This window comes from Bradyrhizobium sp. URHC0002 (genome assembly GCF_054059515.1).
Window position 1 is genome coordinate 873,258 of record NZ_JBSSCF010000001.1, and the last position, 17,162, is coordinate 890,419.

At 63.7% G+C, this 17,162-nt stretch carries 18 protein-coding genes; 12 read left to right on the top strand and 6 right to left on the bottom strand.

The window, feature by feature from the left end:
- Window positions 1–999: a cobaltochelatase subunit CobS gene (gene cobS / locus ACVWVY_RS04245; protein ID WP_456625204.1), complete on the bottom strand. Its 999-nt coding sequence runs from the start codon at window positions 997–999 to the stop codon at window positions 1–3.
- A gap of 302 nt (window positions 1,000–1,301) precedes the next feature.
- Here cobS and ACVWVY_RS04250 point away from each other — a divergent pair, with 302 nt between their 5' ends.
- Window positions 1,302–1,961 (top strand): DedA family protein, encoded by a 660-nt coding sequence (locus tag ACVWVY_RS04250; RefSeq protein WP_456625205.1) that lies wholly within the window; start codon window positions 1,302–1,304, stop codon window positions 1,959–1,961.
- Here the strand turns inward: ACVWVY_RS04250 and ACVWVY_RS04255 are convergent.
- Window positions 1,919–3,136: a citrate synthase family protein gene (locus ACVWVY_RS04255; protein WP_456625206.1), complete on the bottom strand. Its 1,218-nt coding sequence runs from the start codon at window positions 3,134–3,136 to the stop codon at window positions 1,919–1,921. The genes ACVWVY_RS04250 and ACVWVY_RS04255 overlap by 43 nt on opposite strands.
- A 73-nt stretch (window positions 3,137–3,209) precedes the next feature.
- On the opposite strand from ACVWVY_RS04255, the gene ACVWVY_RS04260 reads away from it, so the two are divergent.
- Window positions 3,210–4,301 carry a citrate synthase/methylcitrate synthase gene (locus ACVWVY_RS04260; protein ID WP_456625207.1) on the top strand — a complete coding sequence of 364 codons (1,092 nt, stop codon included), beginning with the start codon at window positions 3,210–3,212 and terminating at the stop codon, window positions 4,299–4,301.
- A gap of 172 nt (window positions 4,302–4,473) precedes the next feature.
- On the opposite strand, the gene ACVWVY_RS04265 is transcribed toward ACVWVY_RS04260, so the two are convergent.
- On the bottom strand, window positions 4,474–5,121 hold the full coding sequence (locus ACVWVY_RS04265) for a J domain-containing protein (protein WP_456625208.1): 648 nt from the start codon (window positions 5,119–5,121) through the stop codon (window positions 4,474–4,476).
- A gap of 110 nt (window positions 5,122–5,231) precedes the next feature.
- On the opposite strand from ACVWVY_RS04265, the gene ACVWVY_RS04270 reads away from it, so the two are divergent.
- The 3 genes from ACVWVY_RS04270 to pyrF all read left to right on the top strand — a co-directional run bounded on the left by ACVWVY_RS04270 (window position 5,232) and on the right by pyrF (window position 7,189).
- Entirely contained in the window at window positions 5,232–5,510 is a 279-nt protein-coding gene (locus ACVWVY_RS04270) for a BolA family protein (protein WP_456632096.1), read from the top strand.
- Window positions 5,511–5,683: 173 nt separating this feature from the next.
- Window positions 5,684–6,127 carry a hypothetical protein gene (locus ACVWVY_RS04275; RefSeq protein WP_456625209.1) on the top strand — a complete coding sequence of 148 codons (444 nt, stop codon included), beginning with the start codon at window positions 5,684–5,686 and terminating at the stop codon, window positions 6,125–6,127.
- 159 nt (window positions 6,128–6,286) lie between these two features.
- Window positions 6,287–7,189, top strand: a complete 903-nt coding sequence (gene pyrF / locus ACVWVY_RS04280; RefSeq protein WP_456625210.1) for an orotidine-5'-phosphate decarboxylase — start codon at window positions 6,287–6,289, stop codon at window positions 7,187–7,189.
- 28 nt (window positions 7,190–7,217) lie between these two features.
- Here the strand turns inward: pyrF and ACVWVY_RS04285 are convergent, their stop codons facing one another.
- From ACVWVY_RS04285 to ACVWVY_RS04295, 3 genes are all read right to left on the bottom strand, one after another.
- Window positions 7,218–8,570 (bottom strand): hemolysin family protein, encoded by a 1,353-nt coding sequence (locus tag ACVWVY_RS04285; protein WP_456625211.1) that lies wholly within the window; start codon window positions 8,568–8,570, stop codon window positions 7,218–7,220.
- A 67-nt stretch (window positions 8,571–8,637) separates the two neighbouring features.
- Window positions 8,638–9,780 carry a 3-dehydroquinate synthase gene (aroB, locus tag ACVWVY_RS04290; RefSeq protein WP_456625212.1) on the bottom strand — a complete coding sequence of 381 codons (1,143 nt, stop codon included), beginning with the start codon at window positions 9,778–9,780 and terminating at the stop codon, window positions 8,638–8,640.
- Window positions 9,777–10,412, bottom strand: coding sequence for a shikimate kinase (locus tag ACVWVY_RS04295; protein WP_456625213.1), 636 nt, complete (start codon window positions 10,410–10,412; stop codon window positions 9,777–9,779). Before ACVWVY_RS04295 ends, aroB begins: the two co-directional genes overlap by 4 nt.
- A 143-nt stretch (window positions 10,413–10,555) precedes the next feature.
- Between ACVWVY_RS04295 and ACVWVY_RS04300 the strand changes: the two genes are divergently transcribed.
- From ACVWVY_RS04300 to ACVWVY_RS04330, 7 genes are all read left to right on the top strand, one after another.
- Complete coding sequence (locus tag ACVWVY_RS04300) at window positions 10,556–10,702, top strand: hypothetical protein (protein ID WP_057860584.1); 147 nt, start codon at window positions 10,556–10,558, stop codon at window positions 10,700–10,702.
- Between the two features lie 67 nt (window positions 10,703–10,769).
- Complete coding sequence (xerD, locus tag ACVWVY_RS04305) at window positions 10,770–11,735, top strand: site-specific tyrosine recombinase XerD (RefSeq protein ID WP_456625214.1); 966 nt, start codon at window positions 10,770–10,772, stop codon at window positions 11,733–11,735.
- Window positions 11,736–11,870: 135 nt separating this feature from the next.
- Window positions 11,871–12,479 carry a PadR family transcriptional regulator gene (locus ACVWVY_RS04310; protein ID WP_456625215.1) on the top strand — a complete coding sequence of 203 codons (609 nt, stop codon included), beginning with the start codon at window positions 11,871–11,873 and terminating at the stop codon, window positions 12,477–12,479.
- Window position 12,480: 1 nt separating this feature from the next.
- Window positions 12,481–13,245 carry a siderophore-interacting protein gene (locus ACVWVY_RS04315; protein WP_456625216.1) on the top strand — a complete coding sequence of 255 codons (765 nt, stop codon included), beginning with the start codon at window positions 12,481–12,483 and terminating at the stop codon, window positions 13,243–13,245.
- A 247-nt stretch (window positions 13,246–13,492) separates the two neighbouring features.
- The gene (locus ACVWVY_RS04320; protein WP_456625217.1) at window positions 13,493–14,455 is read left to right on the top strand and encodes an acetyl-CoA carboxylase carboxyltransferase subunit alpha; all 963 of its coding nucleotides are present in this window, start codon (window positions 13,493–13,495) and stop codon (window positions 14,453–14,455) included.
- A 271-nt stretch (window positions 14,456–14,726) separates the two neighbouring features.
- Window positions 14,727–16,196 carry a L,D-transpeptidase family protein gene (locus ACVWVY_RS04325; RefSeq protein WP_456625218.1) on the top strand — a complete coding sequence of 490 codons (1,470 nt, stop codon included), beginning with the start codon at window positions 14,727–14,729 and terminating at the stop codon, window positions 16,194–16,196.
- 479 nt (window positions 16,197–16,675) lie between these two features.
- On the top strand, window positions 16,676–17,011 hold the full coding sequence (locus ACVWVY_RS04330; protein ID WP_456625219.1) for a GYD domain-containing protein: 336 nt from the start codon (window positions 16,676–16,678) through the stop codon (window positions 17,009–17,011).
- Window positions 17,012–17,162 lie beyond the last annotated feature (151 nt).

Genomic DNA, 17,162 nt, shown 5'->3' on the forward strand with positions numbered 1-17,162 from the left:
CTAGCTGAGCGCCACGTTCACCGAGCTCTCGGGAAGCTCCTGATTGAAACAGCGCTGATAGAATTCAGCGACCAGCGGCCGTTCCAGTTCGTCGCACTTGTTGAGGAAGGTGACGCGGAACGCAAAGCCGATGTCGCTGAAGATATCGGCGTTCTCGGCCCAGGTGATCACCGTGCGCGGGCTCATCACCGTCGACAAATCGCCATTGGCGAATGCGTTACGGGTGAGATCGGCGAGCCGCACCATCTTGTTGACGATGTCGCGGCCTTCCTGCGTGCGGTAGTGCTTTGCCTTCGCCAGAACGATCTCGACTTCCTCGTCATGCGCCAGATAGTTCAGCGTGGTGACGATCGACCAGCGGTCCATCTGGCCCTGGTTGATCTGCTGGGTGCCGTGATAGAGGCCCGACGTATCGCCGAGGCCGACCGTGTTGGCGGTCGAGAACAGGCGAAACGACGGGTGCGGCTTGATCACCTTGTTCTGGTCCAGCAGCGTCAGGCGGCCGGAGACTTCCAGCACGCGCTGGATCACGAACATCACATCGGGGCGGCCGGCGTCGTATTCGTCGAACACCAGCGCGATGTTGTGCTGCAGCGCCCACGGCAAAATACCGTCGCGGAATTCGGTGACCTGCTTGCCGTCCCGAACGACGATCGAGTCTTTGCCGACGAGGTCGATACGGCTGATGTGGCTGTCGAGGTTGACGCGCACGCACGGCCAGTTCAGCCTTGCTGCGACCTGCTCGATATGGGTCGATTTGCCGGTGCCGTGATAGCCGGTGACCATGACGCGGCGATTTTTGGCAAAACCGGCGAGGATCGCTAGCGTGGTGGCGCGGTCGAAGCGGTAATCCGAATCGACTTCCGGCACATGCGGGTCGACTTCGGAATAGGCCGGCACTTCGAGATCGCTGTCGATACCGAAAACCTGCCGGACCGACACCTTCATATCAGGCAAACCGGCGGGCTCCGTAACTTTGCTCATGGCGGCGGTCGTCATCAATCCTCCGAGATCCCGGGCATTCCCGAAACCAGATCTGTTGAATGGCTGCGGATGGGGGCTAACGCGAACTTAGCAGAGAGCACGGGCCGGCAGAAGCCCGCGGCGCAATCAAAGTTCCGTTGCCTTATCATTGAGATAGGTCGTGTATCAGGTTTTTGGAGGGCTGCCCTGCGAATCACGCCGCACTTTCGCCGCCTTGGTCGCCCCGCCAGGCTTAAAACCGGAGGCTGGCCGGCACTTTCAGCCCCTGCCCGGGCTTGGTAGCTCTGGTTCTGGCCCCCTTACCGGACAGCAAGATTGTGACTTCATTCCTCGATCCCGTGATTGCATTCGTTTCGGCCCATCCGTGGCTGGCCTATCTGACGCTGTTTCTCGCGGCCCTGCTGGAGGCGGTCCCGGTCGCGGGGGCGCTGGTGCCGGGCTCGACCCTCATCCTTGCCCTGAGCGCGCTGGTGCCGGGTGGCGAACTGAAGCTGTGGGGCGTGCTGGCGGCGGCGATCGCCGGCGCCGTGCTCGGCGACGGCTCGGCGTTCTGGGCCGGCCATCGCTCGCAACGCGAAATTCTGGGTGCCTGGCCGATGTCGGGATATCCGGGCGTCATGGCGCAGAGCGAGGCGTTCTTCCATCGCTGGGGAACGCTGGCCGTGTTGTTCGCGCGCTTTGTGCCGCCGATCCGTGCCTTCGTGCCGGTGACAGCGGGCGCGCTCGGCATGTCACCCATCCTGTTCTTCGGCGTCAATATTCCTGCGGTATTCGCCTGGGCTTGCACGCATGTGCTGCCGGGCGTGTTCGCGGTCTCGGCGCTACACCACTATGCCGGCCTGCCGCACCACCAGCACATCGGCAAACATCTGTGGATGCTGGCCGTGTTCGCGGCGGCGATCATCGCACTCGGCGTCTGGACACTGCGCCGCCGTCAGGCCCGGACGGGGCTGCGCCCCGGTGCAGGGCCGACGTAGCGCGCACGGGGCCGGATCAACCGGCCATGCCGCAGTTGTTCGCAGGCATGCGCGATCCAACCCACCGTGCGGGCCATGGAAAACAGCACCAGTTCATGGCCGGGCGGCAGGCCGAGCGTGTGCACCAGCACCGCAAGGGCATAGTCGATATTAACGAACTCGCCGGTCGCCTCTGCAATGCGCTCAGGGATTTCGTGGGTGAGTTTGCGCTCCGCGCCCGAGCGCGCCAGCGCTTCCAGCAGCGCCCGCGCGCGGGGATCGCCATGCTTGTAGACGCCATGGCCAAAGCCCGCGAAGCGTTCGCCGAGCGCGACGCGCTCACGGATGACGGGAGCGACCTCGCCATTGGCGAGCGTCTTCAGAAGCTGCGCCGCCAGCACGCCGGCGCCGCCGTGCTTCGGACCCTTCAGCGCCACCAGACCGGCGATGATCGAGTCATAGAGATTCAAGCCGGTCGAAGCCGCGCAGCGCACCGTGAAGGTCGAGGCATTCAGTTCATGATCTGCCAGCAGCACCAGCGCACGGCGGATCAAATCGGCGGCGCACTTGTTATCCGGCGCCCACACGCGCGCGATCTGCAAATGCAGCGGCTTTGCCGATGATTTCGCGTTCAGCATGGTCGCGACCACCAGCCGAATGATGCGGCCGCCAAGCATCGCGCGCCCTTCGGGGGCGCGGGTGAAGGCCCGCGGGTCGGCGCTGGCCGCGAGCGCCAGCACGGCGATGGCCCGATCGATCGCATTGGCCCGGCGCGTGGCTTCAGCGACCGCGCGCATTTCGTCCGACACGACGGGGCAATTGTCCTGCTCGAACGGATCGGCGCCGGCGACATCCCACAACAAGGTCGCGGCATGTTCGAGCGTGTCGCGTTCGGCGAGGTCGACGCAATTGACGCCGCGGTAGATCGGCCCGTCCTCGGTAATGGTGGCCACCGCCGAATCCATGACCGGCAGATCGGCGTCGAAGCTGCGCAGGCCCCGCGGCTCCGGCGACGGGGCGCGGCGTTCCTTGAGCGTGCGGACGTCCTCCGCCCGATAACGGTGGCTGCGGGAATCCTGCGACGGTTCCGAGCGGATCATACCGCGGCTGACATAGGCGTAGAGCGTTGCCTGCGAGATCGCGAGTTCGGCGGAGGCCTCGCGGGCCGAGAGATAAAGGCCGGCGGATTTTTTCATATTGATTTACATAATCAAGATTGATCAATCTGTCGAGAGGCCCGACCTTTGGAACCGACAAAGGAGAGTCGTCATGAATATGCAGCTTTCGAAGACCCCGATCGGCCTGGACGGGATTCCCGCCGCCGAAACCGTGCTCAGCCATGTCGATGGCGAGCGTGGCGAACTGATCATCGCCGGCGAGCGGGTCGGCGACCTCGCCCGCAAGACCGGCTTTGAGGGCGTGACCGCCCGGCTGTGGAGCGGCGGAACCGGCCAGCCGGTCGGCGAAGCCGCTGTGCGGGCCGCCCTCGGAGCGGGCCGCGAACGCGCCTTCGCCCGGCTGCCGGACCTGCTCGGCATCACCCGCGGTCTTTCGATCGTCGACGGCTTTCGCGCCGCGATTGCGGGGCTGCGCGCGGAAGCGGGTCTTGCGCATGAGGCCACCATCGTCGGCGCGTTTCCGGTGATCGCCGGCGCGCTGGTCCAGCGTGTGAAGGGCAACGACCCCGTCGCACCGGATCCAACGGCGAGCCATGCCGCCGACACGCTGTCGATGATGCTGGGCCGCAAGCCCGATGCGCGCGAGGCGGCGGCGCTGGACGCCTATTTCGTCACGGTGTGCGACCACGGCATGAACGCGTCGACCTTCGCGACGCGCGTGGTGGCCTCGACACAGGCGGATTTGTTCGCGGCCGTCACCGCCGGCTATTGCGCGCTGACCGGGCCGCTGCATGGCGGCGCCCCCGAGCCGGTGCTGGAAATGCTGGATGCAATCGGCTCAACCGAGCGCATCAAGCCTTGGGTCGACAGTGCGCTGGCCCGCGGCGAGCGGCTGATGGGATTCGGTCATCGCATCTATCGCGTCCGCGATCCACGCGCCGACGTGCTGAAGGGCGCGATCGAACGGCTTGCCGGTGACGGCAGCGACCTTCCGTTCGCGGGCGAGGTCGAGGCCTATATCCGCGACGCCCTGCGGCGGAAAAATCCGGAGCGCCCGCTCGACACCAATGTGGAGTTCTTCACCGCGATCCTGCTCGACGCGCTAAAGATCCCGCGGCAGGCATTTACGCCGATCTTCGCGGTCGCGCGCGCCGCAGGCTGGACCGCGCACGCCCGCGAGCAGCAGCGCGGCGGACGGCTGATACGGCCGAGTTCGGCTTATATTGGGCCGATGCCGGGGTGAGTGGGGGAAGCGTTAGAAAAGCGACGGCGGAGCCATTATCTCCGCTGTCGTCCCTGCGAACGCAGGGACCCATAACCACAGGCTTGAGTTATGGCGCGAAGGCCGTCGACCAGCGGAATCACATCGAGAAGCCGCGGCGTATGGGCCCCTGCGTTCGCAGGGACCACGGAAACTACGCGCCGCGCACCACCGTCTTCAGATAATTATACGCCTTGATGATCTCGATCAGGCGGTCCTCGGTGGAGCGGTCGCCGCCATTGGCGTCGGGATGGTGCTGCTTGACCAGCGCCTTGTATTTCGCCTTGACGTCCTCAAGGGTGGCTTCGGCGGTGAGGCCCATCACCTGCAGCGCCTTGCGCTCGGCGTTCATCACCTTGCGGGTTTCGGCCTTGGCCTCGGCGCCCGGTCCGGGCCGCCAGCGGCCACGGCCGTTAAGCTCGGAGAACATGCTGAACGGATCGGAGGCGCCGTCAAAATCCTCGGCGGCCTGCTTGCCCTTCTTGCCGGCGGTGTTGGCGCCCATCTTCCAGGTCGGGCGATGGCCGGTCAGCGCATCCTTCTGGTAGCGCGCGACGGCGTCGGCATTCATGCCCTGAAAGAAATTGTAGTTCTGATTGTATTCGCGGACGTGATTGAGACAGAAGTGAAAATACTCCCGCGAATTCTCCCGGCCCTTGGGCGCGCGGTGCGGGCCCTTGTTCGGGCAGCCCGCCCATTCGCACATGGCGGCTTCCTCGCGCGCCTGCGCCTGCTGCTTCGCGCTCAGCTTGTTGGGCTTGATGCGAATGGAATCGAAGAATTTGGATGAATCAATTGCCATGGCTGACTTTGACTACGCAATGCCCGAGGCTTCAAGTCTTGACATTGCGAATACCTCCGTTCGGATGCGTCATTGACGAAAAGCTGACAACAGAATTATCTGCCGCCATCATGAGCACCAGGGACGCTATCATAAACAAGTTGCGTGAAGCTTTCTTGCCGGAAAGCCTCGACGTCACGGACGAATCTCATCTGCATGAGGGCCATGCGGGCCACCAGCCTGGCGGCGAGACGCATTTCAGGGTCAATATCGTATCTCCGGCCTTCGAAGGGAAGAGCCGGATCGAGCGCCATCGGATGGTAAATTCGACGCTGGCAGCGGAACTCAAGGGCTCCGTCCATGCGCTCGCCATCAAGGCGCAGGCGCCGGGAGAAACCGCCGGGCGGTAATTTGGCAAACCTGCCGCAAGAATATGAGGTGATCCAGCTTCCTGTGAAGATCGGCGGCGGCGGTAGAACCATTTTCGCAACTATGAGACAATCGCCCTAGCGAGGGATCAGGTTCCGTTCGGACGCGGGGTCGGGCTGACCCCGATGCCGTCGCAGGTCGATGGGGTCGTCCGATGCGGTATTGGGCACGCTTCCAATGGGCAGCCGCCGTGGCGCTGCTGGTTGCGGTCTCCCCGATCAGGGCGCACGCGCTCGATATGCCGAGCCCCTTTGTCCAGGAAGTGCTGATCAAGAGCATTCTGGTGACGCTCAACGACGCGGTGGCATCGGATAATTTCACGGTCCTGCATGCCAGGATTTCAAAGCCGTTCCGCGATCAGTTTCCGCCCGACAAGCTGCGGGCCGTGTTCAAGGACCTGGTCGAGAAGCACGCCGTGTTCGACGCGATCGTCGCAAGCCCGGTCATTCCGGATGAAGACGCGAAGATCGACGACAAAGGCGTGCTGCGCCTGAGGGGCCATTTCGACACGACGCCCAAAAAGGTGAAATACCAGCTCGGCTTCATCCCGTCCGACGGCCAGTGGAAGCTCAGCGGCATCAGCATCGATATCGAATAGCCGTGGCTTTGGGGAAACGCGCTGACGCCGGAGCCACACAGCGGTGCGGCCCGGAGCAATCAACAGTGTGCAATTCGAACTTCATTCCATTTTGCCAAGCGGAAATGCTATTCGGATCTTCAGGATCAAAGTCAGCGTCTTTTCCCGGGAAGGCAAAGGATGGAATTTCCTTCATGGATCGAGCTCGTCGAAAGAAACGTCGCTAAATTTGGCGACCTTGTCGCCGGCATCGACCCCTCGCTTGCCGATATTCCCGAGTGTTTCGGCCACGACGGCCAGTGGATCGGGCGGTTCGTCGATTTCATGATCGAGTCCATCGAGGGACGCGTCGGCTTCGTCAAATTCCAGTCGGCCTATTTCGAAGCGTGTGGACTGACGGGTCTGACGGCGCTCTCCGCCGGCATCAGGAAAGCACGGGCGGCGGGCATCGGTGTCATTCTCGACGCCAAACGCGGGGACATCGGCGCGACGGCTTCCGCCTATGCCCGCGCCTACCTGACCCCCGCCTCGGCCGGCGGCAGCGGCGACTTTGAAGCCGATTGCCTGACCGTCAATCCCCTGATGGGGCCGGATACGCTGGAGCCCTTCGTCGAATGCGCCAATCGTTTCGGCAAGGGCCTGTTCGTGCTCTGTCGAACGTCCAATCCCGGCGCGGGCTGGCTGCAGGACAAGATGACCGGCAATCGCCTTGTTTCGGATCGCCTCGCCGATCTCATTGCCGCCATGGGAGCCAACGCCAACAGCTATTCCCGGCTGAATGCCGTGGGCGCCGTGGTGGGCGCGACGGTGCCGCACGAGGGCCGGCGTCTGCGGCAATTGCTGCCCCGCTCGATCATCCTGGCGCCCGGTCTTGGCGCGCAGGGCGGCGACGCCGCAGCCATTCACTCCTTGCGCGGCGACTCGCCAGGCGACCTGCTGATTCCGGTATCGCGCGGTTTGACGCTGGTGCGGGATCGCGGGATTTCCGCCGAAGACTATCGAGAGCTCATCATCGACAGGATCGCCGACTTCAAGGCGGCGATTGCCTATGACTATCCCGGCAATCGCGCCATCCCGGCCTGACGTTCGGCGCAAGCCGACGACCGCGCTGCTAGAACGCGGTCCCCGCCCGCTTCGGCTTCGGATCCTCGCCCTCGGCTTCGCGCGGCACCGGCGCGATCTTGAGCGCCGTGATGCGGTTGCGCTCACGCCGCAGCACGCGGAAGCGGAAGCCATGGAAGGTAAAACTCTGGCCCCGCTCGGGGATCGAGCGGGCTTCGTGAATCACGAGGCCTGCGACGGTCGTTGCCTCCTCGTCCGGCAGATGCCAGTTCATCGCGCGGTTGAGATCGCGGATCGGCACCGAACCGTCCACCACCACGGAGCCATCGCTCTGGGCGCGGACGCCGGCCACGACGACGTCGTGCTCATCGGAAATGTCGCCGACGATTTCTTCCAGAATGTCTTCCAGCGTCACCATGCCCTCGACTTCGCCGTATTCATCGACGACGAGCGCAAAATGGGTCTTGCGGCGGCGGAACGCCTTCAACTGTTCGGACAGAGGCCGCATCTCCGGCACGAACCACGGCGGCAGCATGATCGCCGAAACGTTGATCCGCGAGGTATCGCCGTCGGAGGCCCGGATCGCGCGCAGCAAATCCTTGGCGTGCAGCACGCCGATGATGTTTTCCGGCTTTTCGCGCCACAGCGGGATGCGGGTGTATTCGGTCGCCAGCACCTCGCGCACCAGTTCGTCCGGCGGCAGGTCGGCGTTGATCAGCACCATCGCGGTGCGGTGGACCATGACGTCGGACACGGCGAGATCGCCGAAACGGAAGACGTTGTGGATATACTCGGCCTCGCCGCTCTCGATCCCGCCATGCACAGCCGATTCTTCCACCAACCCTTCGATCTCGGAGTCAGTGAGAATTTCGTGCTGTGAGGATTCCTTGACGCCGAGCATGCGCAATATCCCGCGCGATGCGGTGTTGAGCAGCCAGTTCAGCGGATAGAACACCAGATAGGACAAATGGAGCGGATAGGCGATCCATTGCGAGACCGGCATCGGCTGGCGGATCGCGAGCGTCTTCGGCACCTGCTCGCCGATGACGATGTGAAGCGAGGAGAATACGAGAAAGCCCGCCAGGAACGACACGAAGTGCAGGGTACGTTCCGACATGCCGAGCGGCATCAGCACCGGCTCGAGCAGCGCGGACACGGTCGGTTCGCCGACCCAGCCGAGACCGAGCGAGGCCATGGTGATGCCGAGCTGGCAGCAGGCGAGATAGGCCTCGATGTTGCCCATCATGCCTTGCAGCAGGCGCGCGCCGAACCGGTCCTGCTCGACCATCGCCCTGATGCGAAACCCGCGGCTCTTGACCAGCGCAAACTCGGCGGCCACGTAAAACGCGTTGGCGGCCAGCAGCAGGATCGCGAGCAGCAGATTGGACGCAGTCGAGCTCATATATGCCTCGTGACGGCCCCGGCCCCGCGCGACGCTTGGCCCATACTGCGTCCCGACAATCCCGTTCTCATCCCGACAACTTCTGTTGCAGGAAATCGCGCACCAGCGCCGGCTCGACGTCGTTTGCGACCACCGCGCGGCCGACCGCCTGCAGCAGGATGAAGGTGAGCTCGCCGCGCTTGACCTTCTTGTCCTGCGCCATCAGCGCCATCAGCGCGTCGGCATCCGCCAACCCCTCCTGGGCGAAGCCCGCGATGTCCTGCAAATGGGTCGGCAGGCCGACGGAAGCAAGATGACGTTCGACGCGGGCGGCATCGGCCTCGGCGATCATGCCGAGCTTGGCGGAAAATTCCGCAGCCAGCACCATGCCGACGGAGACGCCTTCGCCATGGAACAGGCGATCGGAAAAGCCGGTCGCGGCCTCCAGCGCATGGCCGAAGGTGTGGCCGAGATTGAGCAGCGCGCGCTCGCCGTTCTCGCGCTCGTCGCGGGAGACGATCGCGGCCTTGGCTCGGCAGGAGGTCGCAATCGCGTGCTCGCGCGCCGCGCCGCCGGAAAAGATGTCGGCGTGGTTGGCCTCCAACCAGGTGAAAAAGGCTTCGTCGCCGAGCACGCCATATTTGGCGACCTCGGCGTAACCGGCGCGGAACTGGCGCGGCGACAGCGTGTCCAGCACGGAGGTATCGGCGATGACCAGCACCGGCTGATGGAACGCGCCGAGCAGGTTCTTGCCCTGCGGCGAGTTGATGCCGGTCTTGCCGCCGACCGAGGAATCCACCTGCGCCAAAAGCGAGGTCGGCACCTGCACGAAATCGACGCCGCGGCGCAGGATCGCCGCCGCAAAGCCGGCCAGATCGCCGACCACGCCGCCGCCGAGCGCAATCACCAGATCGTTGCGCTCGATCTTCGCCGCGATCAGCGCCTCAGAGACCTTTTCGAGACCTGCATAGGTCTTCGACATTTCGCCTTCCTCGACGATGACGCGCGAGGTTGGAATGCCGGCTTCGGCAAGCGAACGCTCGGTTGGCTCCAGCCAGTGCTTTGCCACGGTGCGGTCGGTGACGATCGCGGTCCGCACGCCCGGGCACAACGCGGCGACGCGCGCGCCGAGCGACGCCAGCACGCCACGGCCGATGACGATGTCATAGGCGCGGTCGCCGAGCGCCACGTCGACCGTGATATCGGCGGAATGTTTCAGGGGCGCAGTCATGGCGTAACGCTCATCCCGTCGGTTGTCGGCTGGGCAGCAGGCGCGCCGGCGCACAGCCGGGCGCGCAGGGCATCGATACAATCGTCGACGACGCGGTCGTGCGGCACGTCTCGCGAGCTGATCGTCAGGTCGGCGGTGCGATAGACCGGCTCCCGCGCTTCGAGCAGGCGGCTGACGGTCGCAACCGGATCCTCGGTCTGCAGCAGCGGCCGGTCGGCGCGGCGCTTGACCCGCTTCATGATCACGTCGACATCCGCCTTGAGCCAGATCGAGACCGCCTTGTCGCGGATGCGGTTGCGGGTCTCCTCACGCATGAAGGCGCCGCCGCCGGTGGCGATCACGGCCGGACCGCCGTCGAGCAGCCGCGCGATCACCCGCGCCTCGCCGTCCCGAAAATAGGGCTCGCCATGGGTCGCAAAAATTTCCGGAATAGTCATGCCGGCGTGGGCCACTTCGATCTCGACGTCGGCGTCAAAAAATCGCAGCCCGAGCCGGGCCGCCAGCCGCCGCCCGATGGTGGACTTGCCGGCGCCCATCATGCCGACCAGCACGACCGAACGCCTTCCCAGCGCCGACGTGATGTCGGCCTCCTGGGGGGAGCTCGCTTGTGCCGGTGCGGCGGTCTCGGACATCAAAAACTCTGCGGTTTTGCGGGACTTGTTCCGCGCTGCGACACCTATACTACCCCCATTGACGCCCCCGCCAGAGACTCTTGCCACGGGGATAGGAACATGTTGGATGATTTCATTGGTTAATTCGCCGCCCTGAGCCCCCTATGCCCAGTTTGTTCCGCTTTCTGACGGTCGTCGGCGTGATTGCCGGGGTGATCTATGGCGCCATTTTCGCGCTGGCGAATTTCGTGACCCCAAAACCCCGGGAAATGACAGTCACCATCCCCGCAGACAAGTTCCTCAAGAAATAGCCGCTATCGTCTGATTTGTGAGAGACGAATTCGGGGAGCGGCATCTCGTAATGGGATGTCGGGGGAAATGCGTTCCAGCAAGACGGCCACAGACGCCAAACTGACCAACCTGTTCCTCGACATGCTCGCGGCGGAACAGGGGGCGGGCGACAACACGCTCGACGCCTATCGCCGCGACCTCACCGACTTTTCCGAATTTCTCGGCCGCACGGGACAGAACTTTGCCGGCGCCGGGACGGATGAGCTGCGCGACTACCTCGCCGACCTCGACACCCGCGGCTTCAAATCCTCCAGCGTGGCGCGCCGGCTGTCGGCGATGCGGCATCTGTTCCGCTTCCTCCTGAACGAGCGCATCCGCAGTGACGATCCGGCGGCGATCCTGTCCGGCCCGAAACGCGGCCGGGGCTTGCCGAAGGTGCTGTCGATCGCGGACGTCGACCGCATGCTGACGCGGGCCAAGGAATTGACGCTAGGCCAGAACGCTTCGCCGCAGCAGCGGCTGCGCGCGATGCGGCTGTATTGCCTGCTGGAAGTGCTCTACGCCACGGGCCTGCGCGTCTCGGAGTTGGTGGCGCTGCCGCTGTCGGCCTCGCGGCGCGACGCCCGCATGATCGTGGTGCGCGGCAAGGGCAACAAGGAACGGCTGGTGCCGCTCAACGAAGCGTCGCGGCAGGCGATGGCCGACTATCTCGCCGCGATCGAAGCGCTCAAGCCCGAGAAGAAGAAAAACGCCGTCGCGTCAAAGTGGCTGTTTCCCTCCTTTGGCGAGAGCGGCCATCTGACGCGGCAGCATTTTGCGCGCGACCTGAAGGAGCTGGCGGCGGCATCGGGCCTGGCGCCGCGGCTGGTCTCGCCGCACGTGCTGCGCCACGCCTTTGCCAGCCACCTGCTGCATAACGGCGCGGACCTGCGCATCGTGCAGACGCTGCTCGGCCATACCGATATCTCGACCACACAAATCTATACCCATGTGGTCGAGGAACGGCTGAAAAGCCTGGTGCGCGACCTGCATCCGCTGGCGGAAAAGATCTAAAGTCACGGGTCGCATCAAAACGGCTGCCCACAGTCAAGATATATCTTTTCTAATCTATGACCTATCTTTTCTACTTGCCTGCCGATAGTTATGATATATCTTAGACTGATCATAACCAAACAAAAGGAAGAAAACATGTTTGGATTCAGACACGCGATGCGTGAGGGCCGCCACGGCCGCGGCTTGGGCGGCCATTACGCATCACCGCGCGGCGGCAGGTTCGGCCGCGGTGAAGGAGGAAGAGGCTGGAGCGAAGACGACCAGGGCTTCGGACGCGGCGGCGGACGGCGGCGAATGTTCGACGGGGGCGAACTGCGCCTCGTGCTGCTCAAATTGATCGCCGACAAGCCCCGCCACGGCTACGACCTGATTCGCGCCATTGAGGAACGAACCGGCGGCGCCTATGCGCCGAGCCCAGGCATCGTTTATCCGACGCTGACGATGTTGAGCGAAATGGGGCTGATCGACGAGCAACTGGCCGAGGGCGCGCGAAAGCTGTTCGCAGTCACGCCGGAAGGCACCGCCCATCTCGCGGAGCACCACGCGGAGGTCGCCGCGATGCTGGCGCGGCTGGATGCGCTTGCTGCGATGCGCCAGCGCACCGACGCCGTTCCGATCCGCCGTGCGATGCATAATCTGCGCAGCGTGCTGTTGAGCCGGCTCGGCGAAGGCCTCGACAAGGAGCGGATGCACGAAGCGGTGGAACTGATCGATGAGGCGGCGCGAAAGATCGAGCGTCTGTAACATGAGTCTGCAGCGTCACACGAACACCCGCGTCCGCCACGAACTTCGTCGACGGGTGTTGATCGTATCCTCCATCGAGCTGTTGACGCCGCGCATGCTGCGCTTCGGCTTCACCTCACCCGACCTGCACGATTTCGTGAGCGCCTCGCATGACGATCACGTCAAACTGTTCTTTCCTGCCGTCGGCGGAGACGCCGACGGACGGGAAACCTGCATGCGCGATTTTACGCCGCGCCGGTTCGATAGCAGCCAGGGAACGCTGATCATCGACTTCGCACTCCACGAGAGCGGTCCTGCGACGCGCTGGGCGACATCGGCACAGATTGGCGACACGCTGGAAATCGGCGGTCCAAGGGGCTCCACTGTCGTGCCCGATGATTTCGACTGGTATCTGTTGATCGGCGACGAAACTGCGCTTCCGGCGATCGGACGTCGCGTGGAAGAGCTTCGCGCCGACGTGCCGGTGACCACCTTCGTCTTGATGGAAGCTGATGAAATCCTGGACTTCCGGACCAAGGCGACCTGGACGCCGCGCTGGATTGCGCGAAACGGGTCGCCGGACGATGCGTCGCTGCTGCGCACGGCGCTTGCCGACTACGCGCTGCCGAACGGCGAAGGCTTCGTTTGGATCGCCGCTGAAGCGTCCGTCGCGCGCAGTGTGCGAAACTATATCATCGAGGACCTGGGGCACCCGCGGCAATGGACCAAGGCAGCGGGCTATTGGAAGCATGGGCACGCTGACGCCCACGAAAAGATCGAGGATTGACCGGGTTGTCCCGGCCGGCGACGAAGGCATCCTTCCGTCCATCCCTCCCCGAAGATGCGCCTGCAGCCTTGACTTCCGCGGCGTCTCCCCCGAAACAGCCGTCTCCCGCCCGCGGCCCGTTTGGCGCGCTTTCGGCAAACCGGGTCATCCGGACCGAGATGCACGCTAAATCATTGAAGATGCGTGCTTTCCTTAAGCGAATCGAAACCGCTTCGCCTCAAAGCACGTTGTTACCTATATTGTCTCGATGCCGGATCAGATGCGCAGCTATCTCGACTTTGAAAAACCCGTCGCCGAACTAGAGGCCAAGGTCGATGAACTGCGCGCGCTGGCGGCGTCCGGCAGCGACATCGGCGACGAGATCGCGCGCATCGAGGACAAGGCGTCCCAGGCGCTGAGCGACCTCTATGCCAATTTGACGCCATGGCAGAAGACGCTGGTGGCGCGTCATCCGCAGCGCCCGCACTTCACCGATTTCGTCAACACGCTGATGACGGAATTCACGCCGATGGCGGGCGACCGCAAATTCGCCGAGGACGAGGCGCTGGTGGGCGGCTTCGGCCGCTTCCGCGGCGAGCCGATCTGCGTGGTCGGCCAGGAAAAGGGCGCCACCACCGACAGCCGCATCAAGCATAATTTCGGCATGGCGCGCCCCGAAGGCTATCGCAAGGCCGTCCGGCTGATGGAGATGGCCGATCGCTTCGGCATTCCCGTGCTGTCGCTCGTCGATTCCGCCGGCGCCTATCCCGGCATCGGCGCCGAGGAACGCGGCGTTGCGGAAGCCATTGCACGCTCGACCGACACATGCCTCTCGCTCGGCGTCGCCAATGTCGCGATCATCACCGGCGAAGGCATGTCGGGCGGCGCCATCGCCATCACCACCGCGAACAAGGTGCTGATGTTCGAACACGCGATCTACAGCGTGATCTCGCCGGAGGCGGCCTCCTCGATCCTGTGGCGCGACGGCACCAAGGCCCAGGAAGTCGCCAACGGCATGAAGATCACGGCTCAGGACATGCTGCGCTTCGGCGTGATCGACCAGATCCTGAAAGAACCCTCCGGCGGCGCCCACCGCGATTCCACCGCTATGATCTCGGCTACGGGGGACGCGATCGCCGAGGCCTTCAACGACCTCCGCAATCTGGACGCGGATGGCATCCGCCGGCAGCGGCGACAAAAGTTTCTCGATATCGGCCGCAAGCTCGGCTGATTGGCCTTTCTGGGGTAGGCCGGGCCGGCATCCCCCTTCGTTAGCGCCGCCTTAATGGTGCTTTATTTCATCGGATCACTTGATTCGGCCCTAATTAGGCCCAGACGCGGTCTTTAAACTCTATTGACCATGCCTGCTGTGGAAGCGGCCGGCGCATCGCGTTCGGGTTGCGGCGCAGAAGGTCAAAGGGTACTATTTTATGCATTGGCTTCAGGACATGTTCGCTGTGATTTGGGGTGCGAAAATGCCCGGTGGGTGTGGAGCTTAGCCTTTGATTAACCGTTCGCTGGTTCGCGCGCTCGTCACGTCGGCTGCCCTCGCGGGCGCAGGCGCGCTGTTGGCAAGCTGCAACGGCGAAGACATCTCGCTGGCCAATAACGCCAAGGCCAACCAGCCGGTCCCGCCAAAGCTGATCGCCGACATGACGGCGAAAGACATGGATCTGCAGTCGCCGATCCTGGTTCGCCTGTTCAAGCAGGAAGCCGAACTGGAGATCTGGAAGCAGGATCGCTCCGGCCGTTTTGCGCTGCTCAAGACATATCCGATCTGCCGCTGGTCGGGCGATCTCGGCCCCAAGGTCCGCGAAGGTGACCGCCAGGCGCCGGAAGGCTTCTATACGATCTCGCCGGCGCAGATGAACCCGCAGTCGGCCTATTATCTCTCCTTCAACACCGGCTATCCGAACGCCTTCGACAAGGCGCTGGGACGCACCGGCTCGCAGTTGATGGTGCATGGCGACTGTTCCTCGCGCGGCTGCTACGCGATGACCGACGAGCAGATCGCGGAAATCTATTCGCTGGGTCGCGAATCCTTCTTCGGCGGCCAGAAATCGTTCCAGTTGCAGGCCTATCCGTTCAAGATGACGGCGGCCAACATGGCCAAGCACCGCAACAATCCGAACATGCCGTTCTGGAAGATGATCAAGGAAGGCAATGATCATTTCGAGGTGACGAAGCAGGAGCCGAAGGTCGATTTCTGCGAAAAGAAATACGTGTTCGATGCCGTCAAAGCGCCGAACGCGACACGTGACCTGGTGTTCGATGCTTCGGCCAAGTGCCCGGCCTATGTGATTCCCGACGAAGTCGCCGACGCCGTGCGCGACAAGCAGGCCACCGACCTCGCCGAGACCGCGCGGCTGATTGCCAAGGGAACGCCAGTCGCCCGCACCAACACCGGCATCGACGGCGGCATGCACAGGGTATTCGCCGCGCGCGTACCCGACGGTAACACCGGTCTTTCGGAAGCCGGCGACGGCTCCTTGTCGCTGATGGCGCGCGCCCCCGGCACCATTCCTTCCCACGTCAATCCGCCCAAGGCGCCCTCCGATAATCTGCTGATGGGTGCGCCGGAACCGCCGAAGCTTGCCGCAGCCCCGGCGCCCGCCCCTGCCGCGGCGCCAACGCGCGTCGCCAATGCAGCGCCGGCGGCCCAGGATGAAGGGTTCTTCTCCAACCTCGCCCGCAAGGTCGGTATTGGCGGCGCGGCTGAAGCTACCGCAAGCACGCCGCCTTCGAAGCCGAAGGTGAACGAAGCCAAACGAAACGAGCCGCCGCGGCCGGACGCAACCGCGCCGAAGGCCACGGCGCCGAAACAGGACGCCAAACAGGCCGCCGCCCGCCCGTCGTTGAGACCGTCTGTGTCGGAAGCTCCGGCCCCCGCCGCCAAGGACAATCAGGTGTCGGGCTCCGCGCCGATCGTGCCGCCGAACTCATTTGACAGCCGCTTCGGCGCTGTGAAGTAAGCGGGACGCGCCTTCGCAGACTCCTGAACAACAAGAGCCGTCATGTGTCGCGAGAGCGCATTTGCGATTAGTGACGGTGAATTCAACACAGACAGCGTGGTGCAATGGTTCGTCTGCTCATCGCGGGTGATGACGCCTGATCCGTTACGCTGCTCAACAATGCGTCTTCATTTTCCCGCTGTGCTTCGCAGCGCCCCAAACTTTTGAGTGTGTCATTGGCGCTTGTCTCGGACTGGCTTGCTGGTAACAGAATGCTTTCGCCGCCGATGCATGACTTCTTCCGCGTGGTATGCAGTTGATGTAGGCTAACCACAGGCCGCCAGCGGGTAGTGCCGAAGGCCCGCGGCGTATTAGCGGCATCATGCCCACGGCGGGGCTAAATTCCTTCATCTCCAGGTTTTGGGCCGGCTCGCTTTTCATTTGAGCCGGAAGAGAGGCTAGCGCCTCATCGATCAAACACGCCCCAACAGGAGGACATGATGCATTTTTGTATGACCGGACAATACACGCCAAAAGCTCTCAACGGCATTATGGAAAATCCCACAGTCAGTCGTTACGAAGCAGCAAAAAAGCTGGTCGAAGCGGCCGGCGGCAAATTGCTCTCGATGTATAGCACCGCTACCGACGGGCCCGGCGTCCTCGTTATCTTCGATGTGCCCGATCCCAGCTCAGCACCGGCGATATCAGGCACCGTGATCGCAGCCGGCGCCATGCACAATGTAAGCCTCACGCGGCTCTGGACGCAGGACGAAATCGTGCAAGTTCGGCAAAAAGCGGCCCAGCTTCGTAGCTCGTACAAGCCGCCCGGCGGCTAAATGACCGGTGCGGCTCCGGCATTGGTGCTGACGGCCGCCGGACATGCTCATCTAAACATTGGTGGCGGTCGATCCCCCGCCACCAATGTTGTCGTGGGGTCGACGAACTCATTCGACAGCCGCTTCGGGGCTGTGAACTAACGGCTTCACT